The sequence below is a fragment of the Burkholderia sp. MSMB1588 genome (assembly GCF_001546925.1).
GTDB lineage: Bacteria > Pseudomonadota > Gammaproteobacteria > Burkholderiales > Burkholderiaceae > Burkholderia > Burkholderia humptydooensis.
The window spans coordinates 2,640,368-2,657,862 of record NZ_LNJS01000001.1 but is presented as its reverse complement, the minus strand read 5'-3'; the positions used below and the strand labels follow the sequence as shown (position 1 = coordinate 2,657,862).

Here is a 17,495-nt window from a genome sequence, read left to right as displayed (position 1 = left end):
CCGCAACCGCTGAGGAGATCCGAAGATGCAACGAAGAATGATGCTGAAGCTCGCCGCCGCGCTCGGCGCGGCCGCGTGCGTCGCGAGCGCGCAGGCGCAGGCGCAGACGATCAAGGTCGGCGTGACGGGCGGCCCGCACGCGCAGGTGATGGAGGAAGTGAGGAAGGTCGCGGCGAGGAGCGGGCTCGACATCCGTATCGTCGAATTCTCCGATTACGTGCAGCCGAACGCGGCGCTCGCGGCGGGCGACCTCGACGCGAACAGCTACCAGCATGCCCCGTATCTCGAAGCGCAGGTGAAGGACCGCGGCTACAGGATCGTCAAGGTCGCGGACACCGTGACGTTCCCGATGGGCATCTATTCGAAGCGCGTGAAGTCGCTCGCGGCGCTGCAATCGGGCGCGCGGATCGCGATCCCGAACGATCCGACGAACGGCGGCCGCGCGCTGTTGCTGCTGCAGAAGCAGGGCCTGCTGAAGCTGCGCGACGGCGCGGGCCTGAAGGCGACGCGCTTCGACGTCGTCGACAACCCGAAGCAGTTGAAGATCGTCGAGCTCGATGCCGCGCAGATCCCGCGCTCGCTCGCCGACGTCGACGCGGCCGCGATCAACACGAACTACGCGATGGAAGCCGGCCTGAAGCCGAAACAGGACGCGATCGCAATCGAGGGCCCGAATGGCCCGTACGCGAACATTCTCGCGGTGCGCGCCGAAGACAAGGACAAGCCGTGGGTCGCGAAGCTCGTCGCCGCATACCGGTCGCCCGACGTGAAGCGCTTCATCGAGCGCCGGTTCGGCGGGGCGGTGATCGCCGCATGGTAGGAGGAATAAGGGATGCCGCCGATTAGAGGCGAAAATCGAAAGCCCGGGCTTGGCGTCCGGGTTTTTTCTCTTTTAAAATAGAACGACCGTTCGCTATTATCGGCATGCCGCAAGGGGGCGCTATCCTCGGCGCAGCCGCAAATTGAATGACCGGCGTCGCCGCCGCGTCAGCGAGCCACGCTATAAAATGGCCGCTGATCGTATTCGTAACTTTGGAGCGTGTGCATGAAAATCCTGGTGCCAGTGAAAAGAGTGGTCGATTACAACGTGAAGGTCCGCGTGAAGTCGGATGGCACGGGCGTCGATATCGCGAACGTGAAGATGTCGATGAACCCGTTCGACGAGATCGCCGTTGAAGAAGCGGTGCGCCTGAAGGAAGCGGGCGTGGCGACCGAGGTGATCGCGGTGTCGGTGGGCGTCGCGCAGGCTCAGGAAACGCTTCGCACGGCGCTCGCGATCGGCGCGGACCGCGCGATTCTCGTCGAATCGAACGACGAGGTGCAGCCGCTTTCCGTCGCGAAGATCCTGAAGGCGCTGGTCGACAAGGAGCAGCCGCAGCTCGTGATCCTCGGCAAGCAGGCGATCGACGACGATTCGAACCAGACGGGCCAGATGCTCGCCGCGCTCGCGAACCTGCCGCAGGCGACGTTCGCGTCGAAGGTGACGGTAGCCGACGGCAAGGCTACCGTCGCGCGCGAAGTGGACGGCGGCGCGGAAACGCTGTCGCTGACGCTGCCGGCGGTGGTGACGACGGACTTGCGCCTGAACGAGCCGCGCTACGTGACGCTGCCGAACATCATGAAGGCGAAGAAGAAGCCGCTGGAGACGGTGAAGCCGGAAGACCTGGGCGTGGACGTCGCGCCGCGTCTGAAGACGCTGAAGGTGGTGGAGCCGCCGAAGCGCGCGGCGGGCGTGAAGGTCGCGGACGTGAAGACGCTGGTCGAGAAGCTGAAGACCGAAGCCAAGGTGCTGTAAGGGGAGCGCAAAGAGATGACGATTCTGGTGATTGCGGAACATGACAACGCGTCGATCAAGGCAGCCACGCTGAACACGGTGGCCGCGGCAACGAAGATCGGCGGCGACATTCACGTGCTGGTCGCGGGCCACGACGCGCAGGGCGCGGCGGACGCGGCGGCGAAGATCGCGGGCGTATCGAAGGTGCTGCTGGCCGACGCGCCGCAGCTCGCGGACGGTCTCGCGGAAAACGTCGAGGCGACCGCGCTGAACGTCGCGAAGGACTACTCGCACATCCTCGCGCCGGCAACGGCCTACGGCAAGAACATCGCGCCGCGGATCGCGGCGAAGCTGGACGTCGCGCAGATCTCGGACATCACGGCGGTCGATTCGGCCGACACGTTCGAGCGCCCGATCTACGCGGGCAACGCGATCGCGACGGTGCAGTCGGGTGATCCGATCAAGGTGATCACGGTGCGCGCGACGGGCTTCGATCCGGTCGTGGCGGAAGGCGGCAGCGCGTCGGTCGAGAAGATCGACGCGGCGGCGGACGCGGGCATCTCGCAGTTCGTGAGCCGCGAAGTGACGAAGCTCGATCGTCCGGAGCTGACGAGCGCGAGCATCATCGTGTCGGGCGGCCGGGGCCTCGGCAGCGGCGAGAACTACACGAAGGTGCTGGAGCCGCTGGCGGACAAGCTGCAGGCGGCGCTGGGCGCGTCGCGCGCGGCGGTGGACGCGGGCTACGTGCCGAACGACTATCAGGTGGGCCAGACGGGCAAGATCGTCGCGCCGCAGTTGTACATCGCGGTGGGCATCTCGGGCGCGATCCAGCACCTGGCGGGGATGAAGGATTCGAAGGTGATCGTCGCGATCAACAAGGATCCGGAAGCGCCGATCTTCAGCGTGGCCGATTACGGCCTCGTCGGCGATCTGTTCACGCTCGTGCCGGAACTCGTGAACGAGCTCGGCTGACACGTTCAGCAGCCGGCGCGCGTCGCGTTCAACGCACGAGCCAGTCGAACATGAGCAAAGGGGCGCGGCGAGCGCCCCTTTTCACACCATAAGCAGACCAGGAGAGGAGCACCATGAGCTATACCGCACCCGTCAAGGACATGCTGTTCGTGATGAAGGAACTGGCCGGCATCGACGCGGTCGCGAAGCTGCGCGGCTACGAGGACGCCGGCTTCGACACGGCGCAGGCCGTGCTCGACGAATCGGCGAAGTTCTGCGGCGAGGTGCTCGCGCCGCTGAACATCGAGGGCGACAAGAACCCGAGTAGCTGGAAGGATGGCGCCGTCACGGCGACGCCCGGCTTCAAGGATGCGTTCCGCCAGTTCGCCGAAGGCGGCTGGCAGGGGCTCCAGCATCCGACCGAATACGACGGCCAGGGCCTGCCGAAGCTGATCGCGACGCCGTGCATCGAGATGCTGAACGCATCGAACCTGTCGTTCGCACTGTGTCCGCTCCTGACCGACGGCGCAATCGAAGCGCTCCTCACGGCCGGCACCGACGAACAGAAATCCCGCTACGTGCCGAAGCTCATCGCGGGCGTTTGGACGGGCACGATGAACCTCACCGAGCCGCAGGCGGGCTCCGACCTCGCGCTCGTGCGCTCGCGCGCGGAGCCGCAGCCCGACGGCTCGTACAAGGTGTTCGGCACGAAGATCTTCATCACGTGGGGCGAACACGACATGGCGGACAACATCGTCCACCTCGTGCTCGCGCGCACGCCGAACGCGCCCGAAGGCGTGAAGGGCATTTCGCTGTTCATCGTGCCGAAGTTCCTCGTCAACGAAGACGGCAGCCTCGGCGCGCGCAACGACGTGCATTGCGTGTCGATCGAGCACAAGCTCGGCATCAAGGCGAGCCCGACCGCGGTGCTGCAGTACGGCGACCACGGCGGCGCGATCGGCTATCTCGTCGGCGAAGAGAACCGCGGCCTCGAGTACATGTTCATCATGATGAACGCGGCGCGCTTCGGCGTCGGGATGCAGGGGATCGGCGTCGCCGAGTGCGCGTACCAGAAGGCCGCCGAGTTCGCGAAGGAGCGCGTGCAGAGCCGTCCCGTCGACGGCTCCGCAAAGCGGTCGGTGACGATCATCCATCACCCGGACGTGCGCCGGATGCTCGCGACGATGCGCGCGCTGACGGAAGGCGCGCGCGCGCTGTCCTACGTCGCCGCCGCGCATAGCGATCACGCGCACCGCGCGGCCGACGAAGGCGTGCGTGCGAAGCATCAGGCGATCTACGAGTATCTGGTGCCGATCGTGAAGGGCTGGAGCACCGAGATGGTCAACGAGGTCGCGAGCCTCGGCATCCAGGTGCACGGCGGGATGGGCTTCATCGAGGAAACGGGCGCCGCGCAGTACTACCGCGACGCGCGCATTCTCGCGATCTACGAAGGCACGACCGCGATCCAGGCGAACGACCTCGTCGGCCGGAAGACGGCGCGCGACGGCGGCGCGGTCGCGAAGGCGATCGTCGGCGAGATCCGGCAGACGGTCGAAGCGCTCGGCGCGCACGACGGCCCGGCGTTCGCCGCGATGAAGGTTCAACTGGAGAACGGCGCGCGCGCGCTGTCGGCCGTCGTCGACTTTGTCGTCGCGAACGTGAAAGGCGATCCGAACGCGGTGTTCGCCGGCAGCGTGCCGTATCTGAAGCTCGCGGGCATCGTGCTGTGCGGCTGGCAAATGGCGCGCGCGCTGCTCGTCGCGCAGCAAAAGCGCGCCGATGACCCGAAGTTCTACGACGCGAAGATCGCGATCGCGCAGTTCTATGCGGAGCACATCCTCGCGCAGGCGAGCGGGTTCGAAGCGTCGATCGTCGGCGCGAAGGGCGGGCAAGGCGTGTTCGCGCTGACGGAAGACCAGTTCTGATCGTCGGGCTCGGCCGGTTCGTCCGCTAGACGCTCAAACGCAGAACGGCGCCCTCGGGCGCCGTTCTTTTTGGCGGAAGCGGCCTTGCATGCGGGCCGCCCCGATCGCGCGTCAGCGCGTCATGCGTACGCGGGGCGATGCTCGCCGTCCGTCTCGCTCAGATAGCGATGCACCGACAGGTCGTCCGCGCGGATCGCGGGCTTCTTGCCGGACATCAGATCGGCGAGCAACTGGCCGGAGCCGCACGACATCGTCCAGCCGAGCGTGCCGTGGCCCGTGTTGAGGAACAGGTTCGGCACGGGCGTGCGGCCGACGATCGGCGTGCCGTCCGGCGTCATCGGCCGCAGGCCGGTCCAGAACGTCGCGTTCGCCGTGTCGCCGCCACCCGGGAACAGGTCGTTCACGCACATGTCGAGCGTTTCGCGGCGCGCCTGCCGCAGCCGCTTGTCGAAGCCGACGATCTCCGCCATCCCGCCAACGCGGATCCGATCGTCGAAACGCGTGATCGCGATCTTGTAGGTTTCGTCGAGCACGGTCGACACGGGCGCCTTTGCCGCGTCGACGATCGGCGCGGTGATCGAATAGCCCTTCAGCGGATATACCGGGATCTTCACGAGATTCGCGACGAGGTTCGTCGAGTACGAGCCGAGCGCGACCACGTAGGCATCGGCGCGCACCATCTCGCCGCCGCACTGGACGCCCGCGATCTTGCCGCCCGCGACGGCGAGCGCGTCGATGCTGGTGTTGAATCGGAACGTCACGCCGAGCTGCTCGGCGAGCGCGGCGAGGCGCGTCGTGAAGAGCTGGCAGTCGCCCGTCTCGTCGCCCGGCAGCCGCAGGCCGCCCGTCAGCTTGTGCGACACCGCGGCGAGCGCCGGCTCGGCCTTCTTCAGCGCGTCGCTCGACAGCAGTTCGAACGCCACGTTCGCCTCGCGCAGCACCGCGATGTCCTTCGCGGCGCCGTCGAGCTGCTGCTGCGTGCGGAAGACCTGCAGCGTGCCGCCCGTGCGGCCTTCGTACTGGATGCCCATCTCTGCGCGCAGCGCCTGCAGGCAATCGCGGCTGTATTCGGCGAGGCGCACCATCCGGCCCTTGTTCAGCGCATAACGCTCGGTCGTGCAGTTGCGCAGCATCTGCCACATCCATTGCAACTGGAAGCGCGTGCCGTCGAGGCGGATCGCGAGCGGCGCATGCTTTTCGAACATCCACTTGACCGCCTTCAGCGGCACGCCGGGCGCGGCCCACGGCGCCGCGTAGCCGGGCGAGATCTGGCCCGCGTTCGCAAAGCTCGTGTCGAGGGCGGGGCCGGCCTCGCGGTCGATCACCGTGACTTCGTGGCCCGCGCGCGCCAGATAATAGGCGCTCGCCACGCCGACCACGCCACTGCCCAAAATAACCACACGCATAGCTGCTCCGGATAGAGAAAACGCCGGATGGCGCGGCGCACCCGATGCGCTCTGCGATCTCCATACGGCCTAGTTTTTTGCGCTATGGTATGGTTGAGTCACTAGGTTTTGTTATTGTATTTTTCCAATTTTCAGTAAAAAAGAGATGAGAACTCAACGTCAGCCGGTACGCGCGCTTGACAAGCTCGACCGGCGCATTCTGAAGCTGCTGCAAGAGGACGGCCGCATGGCGATGAAGGACCTCGCCGAGCGCGTCGGCCTGACGGTCACGCCGTGCATCGAGCGGGTGCGGCGGATGGAGCGCGACGGCGTGATCACCGGCTACCACGCGCACGTCGATCCCGCGCAGCTCGGCGCCGCGCTGCTCGTGTTCGTCGAGATCACGCTCGATCACAAGAGCGGCAACATGTTCGAGCAGTTTCGCCGCGAAGTGATGAAGATCGACGAGGTGCTCGAATGCCATCTGGTGTCGGGCGACTTCGATTATCTGATCAAGGCGCGGATCGGCGAGATGGCCGACTACCGGAAGCTGCTCGGCGACATCCTGCTGCAGCTCCCGGGCGCCGTGCAATCGAAGAGCTATGTCGTGATGGAGGAGATCAAGGAGACGCTGATGATCGCGGTCAACGAGTGAGCGCGCGTCCGAGGCGCTTGGCATGAACCGCCAATTACTGTATGTTTGTACAGTGATTGGCGGTTTTGTCATTGGCGGCCCGGGCCGCTTACCAGAGGCACGATGAGCGAACGATCCGACGTCGAATATCCAGTGGCGCCGCCCGCGCCCCGCAAGGGGCGCGGCGCGGTGGGCAACCTGCAGGGGCGTTACGAGACCGTCGAGCGCGAGACGGTCGACGACGGCTGGACGCGCGACAACGATGGCGAGCCGCCCGCGCCGTTGCGCACGCAGGTGTTCGAGGAGCGCGCGAGGACGATCCTCACGCGCAATGCGTCGCCGGACATTCCGTTCAACGTGTCGCTGAACCCGTATCGCGGGTGCGAGCACGGCTGCATTTACTGCTTCGCGCGGCCGACGCACAGCTATCTCGGGCTGTCGCCGGGGCTCGATTTCGAGAGCCGGATCTACGCGAAGGTGAACGCCGCGGAGTTGCTCGAGCGCGAACTCGCGAAGCCGCGCTACGTGCCCGAGCCGATCGCGCTCGGCGTGAATACCGACGCGTATCAGCCGGTCGAGCGCGAACTGCGGATCACGCGGCAGGTGATCCAGGTGATGCACGACCACGGTCAGCCGTTTGCCGCGATCACGAAGTCGCCGCTGATCGAGCGCGATCTCGATTTGCTCGCGCCGATGGCCGAGCGCCGGCAGGTGATGGCGGCCGTCACGATCACGACGCTCGATCCCGAACTCGCGCGTGCGCTCGAGCCGCGTGCGGCGACGCCCGCGCGCCGGCTTCGAACGATCCGTGCGCTGCGCGACGCCGGGGTGCCGGTCGGCGTGAGCGTCGCGCCGATGATTCCGTTCGTCACCGAACCGGATCTCGAACGCGTGCTCGAGGCGTGCGCGGACGCGGGGGCGACGCACGCGAGCTATATCGTGCTGCGGCTGCCGTGGGAAGTCGCGCCGCTTTTCACCGAATGGCTCGCCGCGCATTTCCCTGATCGCGCGGAGCGGGTGATGGCGCGTGTGCGGGACATGCGCGGCGGCAAGGATTACGACGCGGATTTCAGCCGCCGGATGAAGGGCGAAGGGATGTGGGCCGATCTGCTCAAGCAGCGCTTCCGGATGGCGGTCAAGCGCTGCGGGCTGAACGAACGCGCGCGAGGGATTCTCGATTTTTCGCAGTTTTGCGCGCAGCGCTCGAAACTGCCGCGGTCGCTCGCGCGGCCGCGCACGGCGGCGCAAGCGGAAGGCCACTCGGAAGATCAGTCGCAGCTCAGCCTGTTCTGAGCGACGTGGGCGATGCGTCGTGTCGCGCCGGCAGAGCCGGCGGATGCGTCATTGCGAAATTTGCCTGGCGGCCTCGACCTGTGATTCGAAGTACGTCTGGAACGCGAGCGCGAGCCCGGTCATCAGCAGGAATGCGCCGATCAGCAGCGAAAAGATGACGACGAACACGACACCCCAGCCGGAGCGGCTTTGGCGGCCCGTCGCGGCATTGAATTGCGCGTCCCACTTGTCGTCGGCGCGCAGTCCGTAGACGAGCGCCGCGAGAAACGCGGCGAGCAGCGATATCGCGCCGGGCACGGCGAGCCACCAGCCAAGCGCGGCGGCCCGCCCCGATGCCGCGAGCAGCAGGAAGCCGGGAATGCCGACGATCGTCGCGAGCAGGTGTGCCCAGCCTGCGAGGTCCTTCCAGCCGTACAGATAGAAGCGGTGCGCGCCGAGCGAGCCGAGCAGGAAAGCGAGCAGTGCGGTGAGCGTCTTCGAGCGGAAGCGGGGCGGCGTGGACGTGCTGCTGGACATGTCGGGAGGCAATGGGTCTTCTTCGTGGACGCCCGGGCGAGGCCCGGGCGCGGCGGGGTCGGCTCGCATTCTACGATGCGGGGCGCGGTGCGGTCACGCTACGGTTGTGTCAATGCGTCGCATCGTAGGTGATCCGGTAGATCGCGCCCGCGTAGTCGTCGCTGATGAGGAGCGAGCCGTCCGGCAGCGGCAGCACGTCGGCGGGGCGCCCCCAGACGCTTTCGTCGGGCCGCAGCCACCCCTGGACGAACGCTTCCTGGCGCGCGGCGCGGCCGTCGGGCGACGCGATCACGCGCACGACCCGGTAGCCGACCTTGCGGCTGCGGTTCCATGAGCCGTGCTCGGCGATGAAGATGTTGCCGCGGTATTCGGGCGGGAACATGTCGCCCGTGTAGAAACGCATGCCGAGCGAGGCGACGTGTGCGCCCAGCTTGAGCACGGGCGGCGCGTAGCTCGCGCACGCGTGGCCGCGCCCGAACTGTGGATCGAGCACGTCGCCGCCGTGGCAGAACGGGTAGCCGAAGTCGAGTCCCGCGCGCGGCGCGCGGTTCAGCTTGTCGTCGGGGCGGTCGTCGCCCATCAGGTCGCGGCCGTTGTCGGTGAACCAGAGTTCGTGCGTCGCCGGATGCCACGCGAAGCCGACGGTGTTGCGGACGCCTCGTGCGTAGACCTCGTAGCCGCTGCCGTCGGCGTTCATCCGGCCGATCATCGCGTAGCGGTCCCGGTCGGCGACGCAGATGTTGCACGGCGCGCCCGTCGGCACATAGAGCTTGCCGTCGGGGCCGAACGCGATGAATTTCCAGCCGTGATGGCGGTCGGTCGGCAGTGCGTCCGTGACGACGACGGGCTTCGGCGGCGCGGCGATCCGCTCGTCGATCCGGTCGAGGCGTAGAATCCGCGACACGGCCGACACGAAGAGCGCGCCGTTGCGATACGCGACGCCAACCGGCATCTCGAGCCCCGACGCGATCACGTGATGCTCGCGAACATGGCCGTCGCGCACGACGAGCGCATGCACGCGCCCGTCCATGCTGCCGACGTAGAGAATGCCGCGCGGCGACCACGCCATTTCGCGCGCCGTGGGCACGTCGTCGGCGAGCACCTGGACCCGAAATCCGGGCGGTACGCTGAGTTCGCCGATCGGCAACACGCCCGACGCGGCGGGCGCGGCGATTGTGGCAAGAAAGAGACATGCGACGGCTGCCGCATGCAGCACCGCCGGCGGGCCTGACAAAACGATGCGGGACAGGGCGATGAGAGGGCGCATGGCGGCGGGTGAAGGCGGGCGAGCGCGGAGCGCGCAACAGATCGATTGTAAGCCTCCAGAGGCGGCGACCGGTTTTTTTGACAGGTAAGTGTTTGTTGTGCCACCGGTTTCGGGCTATAATCGCCCGTTTCAGTAGTTTTCGAACCCGGTTTTCCCGAAGGATTTCATATGGTCATCATCCGTCTGGCTCGCGGCGGCTCGAAGAAGCGCCCGTTCTACAACATCGTCGCTACCGATTCGCGCAACCGTCGTGACGGCCGCTTCATCGAGCGCGTCGGCTTCTACAACCCGGTCGCGACGAAGGGCGAAGCGCTGCGCATCGCTCAAGACCGTCTGACGTACTGGCAAGGCGTCGGCGCGCAATTGTCGCCGACCGTCGAGCGTCTCGTGAAGCAGGCGCAAAAGGCGCAGCCGGCTGCCTGACATGGCGCGGCGTGCCGGAAGTGCCGGCTGTGAGGTTCGTTGATGGCTGGTCACGATTCCGGTAATGCAAAGCGCGGGCGGTCGCCGTCGTTCGGCGTATTCGTCCGCAAGCCGGTCGAGCGCGCGCCCGAGAAGGGAGGGCGCGACGGCGCGGTTGATTCGGAAGCAAGTCGCGTCGATGCGGTGCAGTCATGGCCGGACGATGCGGTCGAGGTCGGCGCGGTGGTCGATGCGTACGGCCTCAAGGGCTGGATCAAGCTCGCGGCCCATGCCGGTGCGGGGCGAGGCGGCGATGCGCTTCTCGAGGCCCGCGACTGGTGGCTGCAAAAGGGTGTGGGGCGGGATGCGGAGCGGAAGTTCGTGCGCGTCACGCAGGCGAAGCTGCACGGCGACACGGTCGTCGCGCATCCGGCCGGCTCGGCCGATCGCGATGCGGCGCTTGCGCTGCGCAGCTTTCGCGTGTTCGTGCGCCGTGGCGATTTCCCGGCGCTCGCCGCCGACGAGTTCTACTGGGTCGATCTGATCGGCCTCGACGTCGTCAACGAGGCGGGCGTCGCGCTCGGCAAGGTCGCCGACCTGATCGACAACGGCGTGCATTCGATCATGCGCGTCGAATATCAGGCAACCGGCAAGGATGGTCGGCCGAAAACCGGCGAGCGGCTGATTCCGTTCGTCGGCGTGTACGTGAAGGCGGTCGAGCAGGCGGCGGGACGCGTCGTCGTCGACTGGGAAGCCGATTACTGAAATGGACGAAGCCACGCAGAGCGCGATCCAGTTCGACGTCGTCACACTCTTTCCGGAGATGTTTCGCGCGTTGACCGACTGGGGCATCACGAGCCGCGCGGTGAAGCAGGGGCGGTTCGGCTTGCGCACGTGGAATCCGCGCGATTTCACGACCGACAACTACCGCACCGTCGACGATCGCCCGTATGGCGGCGGCCCCGGCATGGTGATGCTCGCGAAGCCGCTCGAGGCGGCGATCGGTGCGGCGAAGGCCGCGCAGGCGGCGCAAGGCGTTGCGAGCTCGCGCGTCGTGATGATGTCGCCGCAGGGCGCGCCGCTCACGCACGAGCGCGTCGCGCGGATGGCGGCGGAGCCGGGCGTCGTGTTGCTGTGCGGGCGCTACGAGGCGATCGACCAGCGGCTGATCGACCGTTGCGTCGACGAGGAGCTGAGCCTCGGCGATTTCGTGCTGTCGGGCGGCGAACTGCCGGCGATGGCGCTGATGGACGCAGTCGTGCGACTGCTGCCGGGCGTGCTGAACGATGCGCAATCGGCGGTGCAGGACAGCTTCGCCGACGGGCTGCTCGATTGCCCGCATTACACGCGTCCCGAGGAGTACGAGGGCGCGCGCGTGCCGGACGTGCTGCTCGGTGGACATCATGCCGAGATCGAGCGCTGGCGCCGGCAGGAAGCGTTGAGAAACACCCTCGCGAAGCGCCCCGACCTGATCGCACGGGCGCGTCGCGAAAAGTTGCTGAGCCGGGCCGACGAGGCATGGCTTGCAAGTCTCGCGAAAGAAGCGAAGCAGGCCTCCTGAGGCGGCGGCGCTTTCGTTTGCGAATTTGGCGGTGCCGCGCATGCGTGCGCGGCGCCTGATGTGAATCCATCCTCTATCGGGGCCGAGCCTGGAAGCAGGCGGGCGCAAACGCCGACAAGATGGCTTTAGGAGTCAGTGATGAATCTGATCGGAAAACTTGAGCAGGAAGAGATCGAGCGCGCGCTCGCAGGCAAGACGATCCCCGAATTCGCCCCGGGCGACACGGTGATCGTGAACGTGAACGTGGTGGAAGGCAACCGCAAGCGCGTTCAGGCTTACGAAGGCGTCGTGATCGCGAAGCGCAACCGTGGCCTGAACTCGTCGTTCATCGTCCGCAAGATCTCGTCGGGCGAAGGCGTCGAGCGTACGTTCCAGACGTACTCGCCGCTGCTCGCGAGCATCGTCGTGAAGCGCCGCGGCGACGTGCGCCGCGCGAAGCTGTACTACCTGCGCGAGCGTTCGGGCAAGTCGGCTCGAATCAAGGAAAAGCTGGTGTCGAAGGATCGCGCCGCTGCTGCGCAGCAGTAAGCGCAGTCGGACGCGCGCCGGAAGTCGTTCGGCGTGCGTTTCGCCAGGCGTGGAAAAGCGCCGTGCGGAGGTTTCCCGCACGGCGCTTTTTTTCGACCGGCTGTCGAGGGCCGCTGCGAGGCAGCGGCTTTTTTGCATCTGGCCATCGCGGCGGCGACCGGCGCGATCGTTTAGCGTGTGCTCCCGTGTGGCCGATGGGCGGCGAGGCGCGGCGTTCGTGCGTCGCCGCCGAGACGGTGCGCGGGATCGGTCGCGACCCAACTCAAACCGCCGATCGACAAGCATTTGCCGGCGTGTGAGATCGTCATGCGCACGAGCGCCGCGTAGCTGACGACCTCGCAATTCGACGACGTCGACACGTAGAACGACATCGCGTCGAGGCGAGGGTCGTGGATGAGCGGGGCGCGGCCCGCCGCGGGCGCCGCGTTGCCGAATCCTGCCATTCGCATTTCGCGCGACGTTTGGCGCGATGACTAGCATGCATTCGACCGTCGGGCCGCAGTCGATATCGCTCCTGCGCCCCCCGTAGCGCGTCGCGGCCCGACGAGCGTATCGGCTGAATGCGCGGCTGAATGCGCGGCCGAATCTCGGGCGAACGCCGCGCTCGCCGACGACGGACGCCGTCCGGCGAGCGGCCCCGACGGGCGTTTTTTTCTTTTCGGCGCGACAATATGGTCCTATCCATTCCAAGCCGAGCGTCTCTTGACCCGTCGCCCCATCATCGACCCCGAAGTGCTGCCGATCGAGACGACCGGCACCGGACTGCCCGCCATCCCGCCGTCGTTGCTGACCCCGGCCGGCCTGCGCGAGCGCTTCGCGCAGCCGCCCGAATGGACGCAGGAGCCCGCCGAGGCGCAGCTTGCCGACAGCGTCGATCCGCGCAGCGCGGCCGTGCTCGTGCCGCTCGTCGTGCGCGAGCGCGGCCTGACGGTGCTGCTCACGCAGCGCGCGGATCACCTGAACGATCATGCAGGCCAGATCAGCTTTCCGGGCGGGCGCCGCGAGCCCGACGACCGCGACGCGAACGCCACCGCGCTGCGCGAGGCGCACGAGGAAATCGCGCTTTCGCACGAGCGCGTCGAATTGCTGGGCGCGCTGCCCGACTATCTGACGGGCACGGGCTTTTGCGTGACGCCCGTTGTCGCGCTCGTCCATCCGCCGTTTACGGTGCAGGCGGATACGCTCGAAGTGGCCGAGATCTTCGAGGTGCCGCTCGATTTCCTGATGAACCCCGCGCATCACCAGGTGAGGGTGTTCCGCTGGGAGGGCGGCGAGCGGCGCTTTTTCGCGATGCCGTATCCGCGCGGGCCGGTCGGCGGCCAGTATTTCATCTGGGGCGCGACGGCCGGCATGCTGCGCAACCTGTATCGCTTTCTCGCGGCCTAGTGGCGGGCGCCACAGTCTGCGCAAGCCGGAGCCATCCGACGCGCCTGCTGTGCTATCTTTACGCGAAAAATCAATCATCCCAGAACGGCACGGCCCTTCGCATGACTTTCTTCTCGGTTCTCCTTGCTCTCATCATCGAACAGGTCCGCGCGCTGTCGCCGAGCAATCCGGTCTTCGCGCTGTTTCAGTCTCATGCGGAATCGGCTGCGCACGGCTTCGACGCCGGCAAAAAGAAGCACGGCGTGCTCGCGTGGCTCATCGTCGTGCTGCCGTGGGTGCTCGGCGTCGGGCTCGTCTATTTCCTGCTGTACAAGGTGAGCTTCGTGCTCGCGTTCCTCTGGAACGTCGCCGTCGTGTACTTCACGCTCGGCTTCAGGCAGTTCAGCCATTACTTCACCGATATCCATCTCGCGCTCAACAACGACGACGTGCCGCGCGCGCGCGACATCCTGCGCGAATGGACGGGCATCGACACGGTCGACATGCCGGTCAGCGAAATCGTCCGCCACACGCTGATCCATGCGGTCGTCGCGTCGCATCGTCACGTGTTCGGCGTGTTTTTCTGGTTCGTGCTGCCGATCGGCCCGGCGGGCGCGGTGCTGTACCGGATCGCCGAATATCTGTCGCGTAGCTGGTCGGTGCCGGCGGACGATCGCACCGCAGCGTTCTCGACGTTCGCGCAGCGCGCGTTCTTCGCGATCGACTGGGTGCCGGCGCGCCTGACCGCGCTCGGCTTCGCGATCGTCGGCAACTTCGAGGACGCGATCTACGCCTGGCGCAATCACACGCGCCAGTGGCCCGACTCGAACGACGGCGTGCTGCTCGCGGCCGGCAGCGGTGCGCTCGGCGCGCGGCTCGCGGGCCCGCTCGCGGAGCCGTCGAGCGTCGATGCGCTCGCGGCGGGCGACAGCGGCCCGATCACGGTCGGCGACGACTGCTCGCCGCGCACGCTGCAGTCGGCCGTCGGCCTCGTGTGGCGCGCGGTGATCCTGTGGATGCTACTCCTGCTGATGCTGACGATCGCGGTCTGGGTGTCGTGATGCGGTGCGGCGGATGCCGCGCGCGTGTCGTCGCGCCAAGGTTCGTCAACGAGCAAGCCGGCTTCGAGCCGGCTTTTTTGTGCCGATTTCCGGCTTGCTTCGGTGCTCCGGTGTTCCAGGGCTGCCCGGACGGCGCTCGCTTCGCGGCGGGGGCGGGCGTCGCGCCGCGCGTCAACCGTCACGCGGATCGCGGCTCGCGCCGCAATGCCAGCAGGCGGTGAATTGCGCGTCGAGCGTCTCGCCGCAGCGCGCGCAGCGCCACGGCGCCGCGCCGGCGGGCGGCCCGGCCGACGCCGCCTCGATCAGCCGCCGCGCGAGCGCCTCGTCGCGCTCGTCGTCGAGCCAGATCTCCGGCTGGCACGCATCCATCGGCAGCCCGCCCAGCGCGCCGAGCGCGTAGCAGTTGTGCAGCTCGCAGCGCACGCCTGCGACGTCGAGCACGTTCGCCCAGTGCTGGGCGGTCGCGAGATCGGGGGCCTTGAAGCGCATTGCGGCGTTTCCTCCGTGCATGGCGAATAGGCGGCGGGGGCGGCGGCGCGCGGCCGCCGGGCCGCCCGGCTAGCGGACGATCTGGCTCGCCTCGTGCACGAGCTGCGCGTACAGCGCGTGACGCGACGGCGCGACCCTGCCGTCGGCGACTGCCTCCAGAATCGCGCAGCCCGGCTCTTGCAGATGATGACAATTATAGAAACGACAGTGCGGCAGCAGCGGCCGGAACTCCGGGAACGCGCGCTCGAGGCGGCCTTCCGTCAGATGATAGAGCCCGAACTCCTGGAAGCCCGGCGAATCGATCAGCGCGCCGCCGTCCGGCAGCGGGTAGAGGCGCGTGAACGTCGTCGTGTGGCGGCCGCTGTTGAGCGCGGCGGAGATCTCGCGCGTCGCCGCCTCGGCGTCCGGCACGAGCAGGTTCACGAGCGTCGACTTGCCCATTCCCGACTGGCCGAGCAGGATCGTCGAATGGCCGGCCAGGCGCGGCGCGAGCTGCGCGCGCGCGTCGTCGGGCGCGCCCTTGATCGACATCTCGAGCACGTCGTAGCCGAGCGCGCGGTAGGGCGCAAGGCGCTCGCGCGCGACGGGCAGCGCCGCCTCGACGTCGATCTTGTTCAGCACGATGACGGGCTTCAGCTCGTTCGCCTCGGCGGCGATCAGCGCGCGGCCGAGCAGGTCTTCGCTGAAATACGGCTCGGTCGCGAGCACGATCAGCAACTGATCGAGATTCGCCGCGAAGAGCTTCGACTTGAACTGGTCGGAGCGGTAGAGCAGGTTGCGCCGTTCGCCGATCTCGACGATCACGCCCTGGTCGGCCGACGTTCGTTCGTAGACGACGCGGTCGCCGACCGCGACATCGCTCTTCTTGCCGCGCGGAAAGCACTGCAGCATCGGGCCGCCGCCGGCGGGCGCGACGATGTAGTGGCGGCCGTGCGCGGCGATCACGCGCCCTTCGGCGCGCTCGCCGCCGCGCGCGGCGGCTCTGGCCGGCTGCTTCGTCGGCGCGCGCTTCATGAGTGCTGGAGCAGCCGGTCGATCCGTTGCGACGCAGGCGGGTGCGAGTAGTAGAACGCGGTGTAGACGGGGTCGGGCGTGAGCGTCGACGCATTGTCTTCGTAGAGCTTCACGAGCGCGTTGACGAGATCGCGCGCGTCGGTCTGGTGCGCGGCGAATGCGTCGGCCTCGAACTCGTGCTTGCGCGAGCTCAGGCTGCCGAACGGCGTGACGAAGAACAGGAACACCGGCATCGACAGGAAGAACAGCACGAGCGCGATGCCCGCGTTGCTGCCCGCGAGCGACGGCATCACGCCGAGGCCCATGTAGAACCACGCGCGCTGCGCGAGCCAGCCGAGCAGCGCGAGGAGCGCGAGGCTCAGCGCGAACGTCCACAGCATCCGCTTCATCACGTGGCGGCGCTTGAAATGGCCGAGCTCGTGCGCGAGCACCGCTTCGATCTCGCTGCCCGTCAGGCGCGCGAGCAAGGTATCGAAGAACACGATCCGCTTCGATGCGCCGAAGCCCGTGAAATACGCGTTGCCGTGTGCGGAGCGGCGGCTGCCGTCCATCACGAAGAGGCCCTTCGCCGCGAAGCCGCAGCGCTTCATCAGCCCTTCGATGCGCGTGCGCAGCGCGTCGTCGGACAGCGGCTCGAACTTGTTGAAGAGCGGCGCGATGAAGGTGGGATAGAGCACGAGAACGAGCATCTGGAAGCCGACCCACACGATCCACGTCCACAGCCACCACAGCGCGCCCGCCTGGTTCATCAGCCACAGCACGACGAAGAGGAGCGGCAGGCCGAGCGCCGCGCCGAGCAGCGCGTTCTTCGCGAGATCGGCGAAGAACAGGCGCTTCGTCATCCGGTTGAAGCCGAAGCGCTCTTCGATGCCGAACTGGCGGTAGTAGTCGAACGGCAGATCGATCGCGCCCGAGATCACGAGCACCGCCGCGACGAGCGCGACCTGCTGGCCGTAGCCGTGGCCGAGCCAGCCGGCGAGCAGCGAATCGAGCGCGCCGACGCCGCCCAGGAGCGTGAGGCCGACGAGCACCGCCGAGGCGACGACGATCTCGAACATCGTGAGCCGCGTGCGCTCGATCGTGTAGTCGGCGGCGCGCTGGTGCGCGGCGAGCGGGATCGTCTCGCGGAACTGCGCGGGCACGCGGCCGCGATGCGCGGCGACGAAGCGGATCTGCCGCGACGCGAGCCACAGCTTGGTGCCCGTCATCGCGACGACCGCGACGGCGAAGAGCAGGGTGAAGGTATAGGCGGACATCGAAGGCGCTGGTGGGTATCTATGCGAGAATTATATGATCTTGCGGACCCGGCCCGCTCGTCGTTTGCCGGCCC

At 67.4% G+C, this 17,495-nt stretch carries 18 protein-coding genes and 1 pseudogene; 12 read left to right on the top strand and 7 right to left on the bottom strand.

The genetic code is table 11. The annotated features are described in order from the left end of the window. Positions 1-25 precede the first annotated feature (25 nt). The 4 genes from WS92_RS23805 to WS92_RS23790 all read left to right on the top strand — a co-directional run bounded on the left by WS92_RS23805 (position 26) and on the right by WS92_RS23790 (position 4,650). Entirely contained in the window at positions 26-820 is a 795-nt protein-coding gene (locus tag WS92_RS23805; protein WP_080594972.1) for a MetQ/NlpA family ABC transporter substrate-binding protein, read from the top strand. 225 nt (positions 821-1,045) lie between these two features. Further along, positions 1,046-1,795, top strand: coding sequence for an electron transfer flavoprotein subunit beta/FixA family protein (locus WS92_RS23800; RefSeq protein WP_004189750.1), 750 nt, complete (start codon positions 1,046-1,048; stop codon positions 1,793-1,795). A 15-nt stretch (positions 1,796-1,810) separates the two neighbouring features. Beyond that, entirely contained in the window at positions 1,811-2,746 is a 936-nt protein-coding gene (locus tag WS92_RS23795; RefSeq protein WP_059934036.1) for an electron transfer flavoprotein subunit alpha/FixB family protein, read from the top strand. Between the two features lie 113 nt (positions 2,747-2,859). Further along, positions 2,860-4,650, top strand: coding sequence for an acyl-CoA dehydrogenase (locus WS92_RS23790; protein WP_059934034.1), 1,791 nt, complete (start codon positions 2,860-2,862; stop codon positions 4,648-4,650). A gap of 119 nt (positions 4,651-4,769) precedes the next feature. Here the strand turns inward: WS92_RS23790 and WS92_RS23785 are convergent, their stop codons facing one another. After that, positions 4,770-6,056 carry a D-amino acid dehydrogenase gene (locus WS92_RS23785; protein WP_015602124.1) on the bottom strand — a complete coding sequence of 429 codons (1,287 nt, stop codon included), beginning with the start codon at positions 6,054-6,056 and terminating at the stop codon, positions 4,770-4,772. Between the two features lie 145 nt (positions 6,057-6,201). On the opposite strand from WS92_RS23785, the gene WS92_RS23780 reads away from it, so the two are divergent. Together WS92_RS23780 and WS92_RS23775 are read left to right on the top strand one after the other, a co-directional pair. Further along, the gene (locus WS92_RS23780) at positions 6,202-6,690 is read left to right on the top strand and encodes an Lrp/AsnC ligand binding domain-containing protein (RefSeq protein WP_006025733.1); all 489 of its coding nucleotides are present in this window, start codon (positions 6,202-6,204) and stop codon (positions 6,688-6,690) included. A gap of 102 nt (positions 6,691-6,792) precedes the next feature. Next, positions 6,793-7,962 carry a PA0069 family radical SAM protein gene (locus tag WS92_RS23775; RefSeq protein WP_015601307.1) on the top strand — a complete coding sequence of 390 codons (1,170 nt, stop codon included), beginning with the start codon at positions 6,793-6,795 and terminating at the stop codon, positions 7,960-7,962. Between the two features lie 48 nt (positions 7,963-8,010). Here WS92_RS23775 and WS92_RS23770 read toward each other — a convergent pair whose 3' ends face one another. Both WS92_RS23770 and WS92_RS23765 read right to left on the bottom strand, forming a co-directional pair. Beyond that, entirely contained in the window at positions 8,011-8,478 is a 468-nt protein-coding gene (locus WS92_RS23770; RefSeq protein WP_015600966.1) for an NINE protein, read from the bottom strand. Positions 8,479-8,587: 109 nt separating this feature from the next. Then, entirely contained in the window at positions 8,588-9,745 is a 1,158-nt protein-coding gene (locus tag WS92_RS23765) for a PQQ-dependent sugar dehydrogenase (protein ID WP_059934032.1), read from the bottom strand. Between the two features lie 168 nt (positions 9,746-9,913). On the opposite strand from WS92_RS23765, the gene rpsP reads away from it, so the two are divergent. The 4 genes from rpsP to rplS all read left to right on the top strand — a co-directional run bounded on the left by rpsP (position 9,914) and on the right by rplS (position 12,236). Continuing rightward, positions 9,914-10,168 carry a 30S ribosomal protein S16 gene (rpsP, locus tag WS92_RS23760; RefSeq protein WP_004189402.1) on the top strand — a complete coding sequence of 85 codons (255 nt, stop codon included), beginning with the start codon at positions 9,914-9,916 and terminating at the stop codon, positions 10,166-10,168. Positions 10,169-10,210: 42 nt separating this feature from the next. Then, a complete protein-coding gene (gene rimM / locus WS92_RS23755; RefSeq protein WP_059934030.1) occupies positions 10,211-10,912 on the top strand; it encodes a ribosome maturation factor RimM in 702 nt (233 codons plus the stop codon). Position 10,913: 1 nt separating this feature from the next. Beyond that, positions 10,914-11,708, top strand: a complete 795-nt coding sequence (trmD, locus tag WS92_RS23750; protein ID WP_006025748.1) for a tRNA (guanosine(37)-N1)-methyltransferase TrmD — start codon at positions 10,914-10,916, stop codon at positions 11,706-11,708. A 138-nt stretch (positions 11,709-11,846) separates the two neighbouring features. After that, positions 11,847-12,236, top strand: coding sequence for a 50S ribosomal protein L19 (gene rplS, locus WS92_RS23745; RefSeq protein ID WP_006025749.1), 390 nt, complete (start codon positions 11,847-11,849; stop codon positions 12,234-12,236). A 233-nt stretch (positions 12,237-12,469) separates the two neighbouring features. Here the strand turns inward: rplS and WS92_RS33150 are convergent. Further along, a pseudogene (locus tag WS92_RS33150) lies at positions 12,470-12,637 on the bottom strand (GNAT family N-acetyltransferase); the annotation flags it as partial. 301 nt (positions 12,638-12,938) lie between these two features. Here WS92_RS33150 and WS92_RS23735 point away from each other — a divergent pair. Together WS92_RS23735 and WS92_RS23730 are read left to right on the top strand one after the other, a co-directional pair. Next, positions 12,939-13,622: a CoA pyrophosphatase gene (locus WS92_RS23735; RefSeq protein WP_009913230.1), complete on the top strand. Its 684-nt coding sequence runs from the start codon at positions 12,939-12,941 to the stop codon at positions 13,620-13,622. Between the two features lie 101 nt (positions 13,623-13,723). After that, the gene (locus WS92_RS23730) at positions 13,724-14,662 is read left to right on the top strand and encodes a CobD/CbiB family protein (protein WP_006025751.1); all 939 of its coding nucleotides are present in this window, start codon (positions 13,724-13,726) and stop codon (positions 14,660-14,662) included. 171 nt (positions 14,663-14,833) lie between these two features. On the opposite strand, the gene WS92_RS23725 is transcribed toward WS92_RS23730, so the two are convergent. The 3 genes from WS92_RS23725 to WS92_RS23715 form a co-directional block, all read right to left on the bottom strand. Then, positions 14,834-15,151, bottom strand: coding sequence for a putative signal transducing protein (locus WS92_RS23725; RefSeq protein WP_006025752.1), 318 nt, complete (start codon positions 15,149-15,151; stop codon positions 14,834-14,836). A 69-nt stretch (positions 15,152-15,220) separates the two neighbouring features. Next, positions 15,221-16,165, bottom strand: coding sequence for a ribosome small subunit-dependent GTPase A (gene rsgA / locus WS92_RS23720; protein WP_006025753.1), 945 nt, complete (start codon positions 16,163-16,165; stop codon positions 15,221-15,223). Continuing rightward, entirely contained in the window at positions 16,162-17,421 is a 1,260-nt protein-coding gene (locus WS92_RS23715) for a M48 family metallopeptidase (RefSeq protein WP_059934026.1), read from the bottom strand. The genes rsgA and WS92_RS23715 overlap by 4 nt, the downstream gene beginning before the upstream one ends. Positions 17,422-17,495 lie beyond the last annotated feature (74 nt).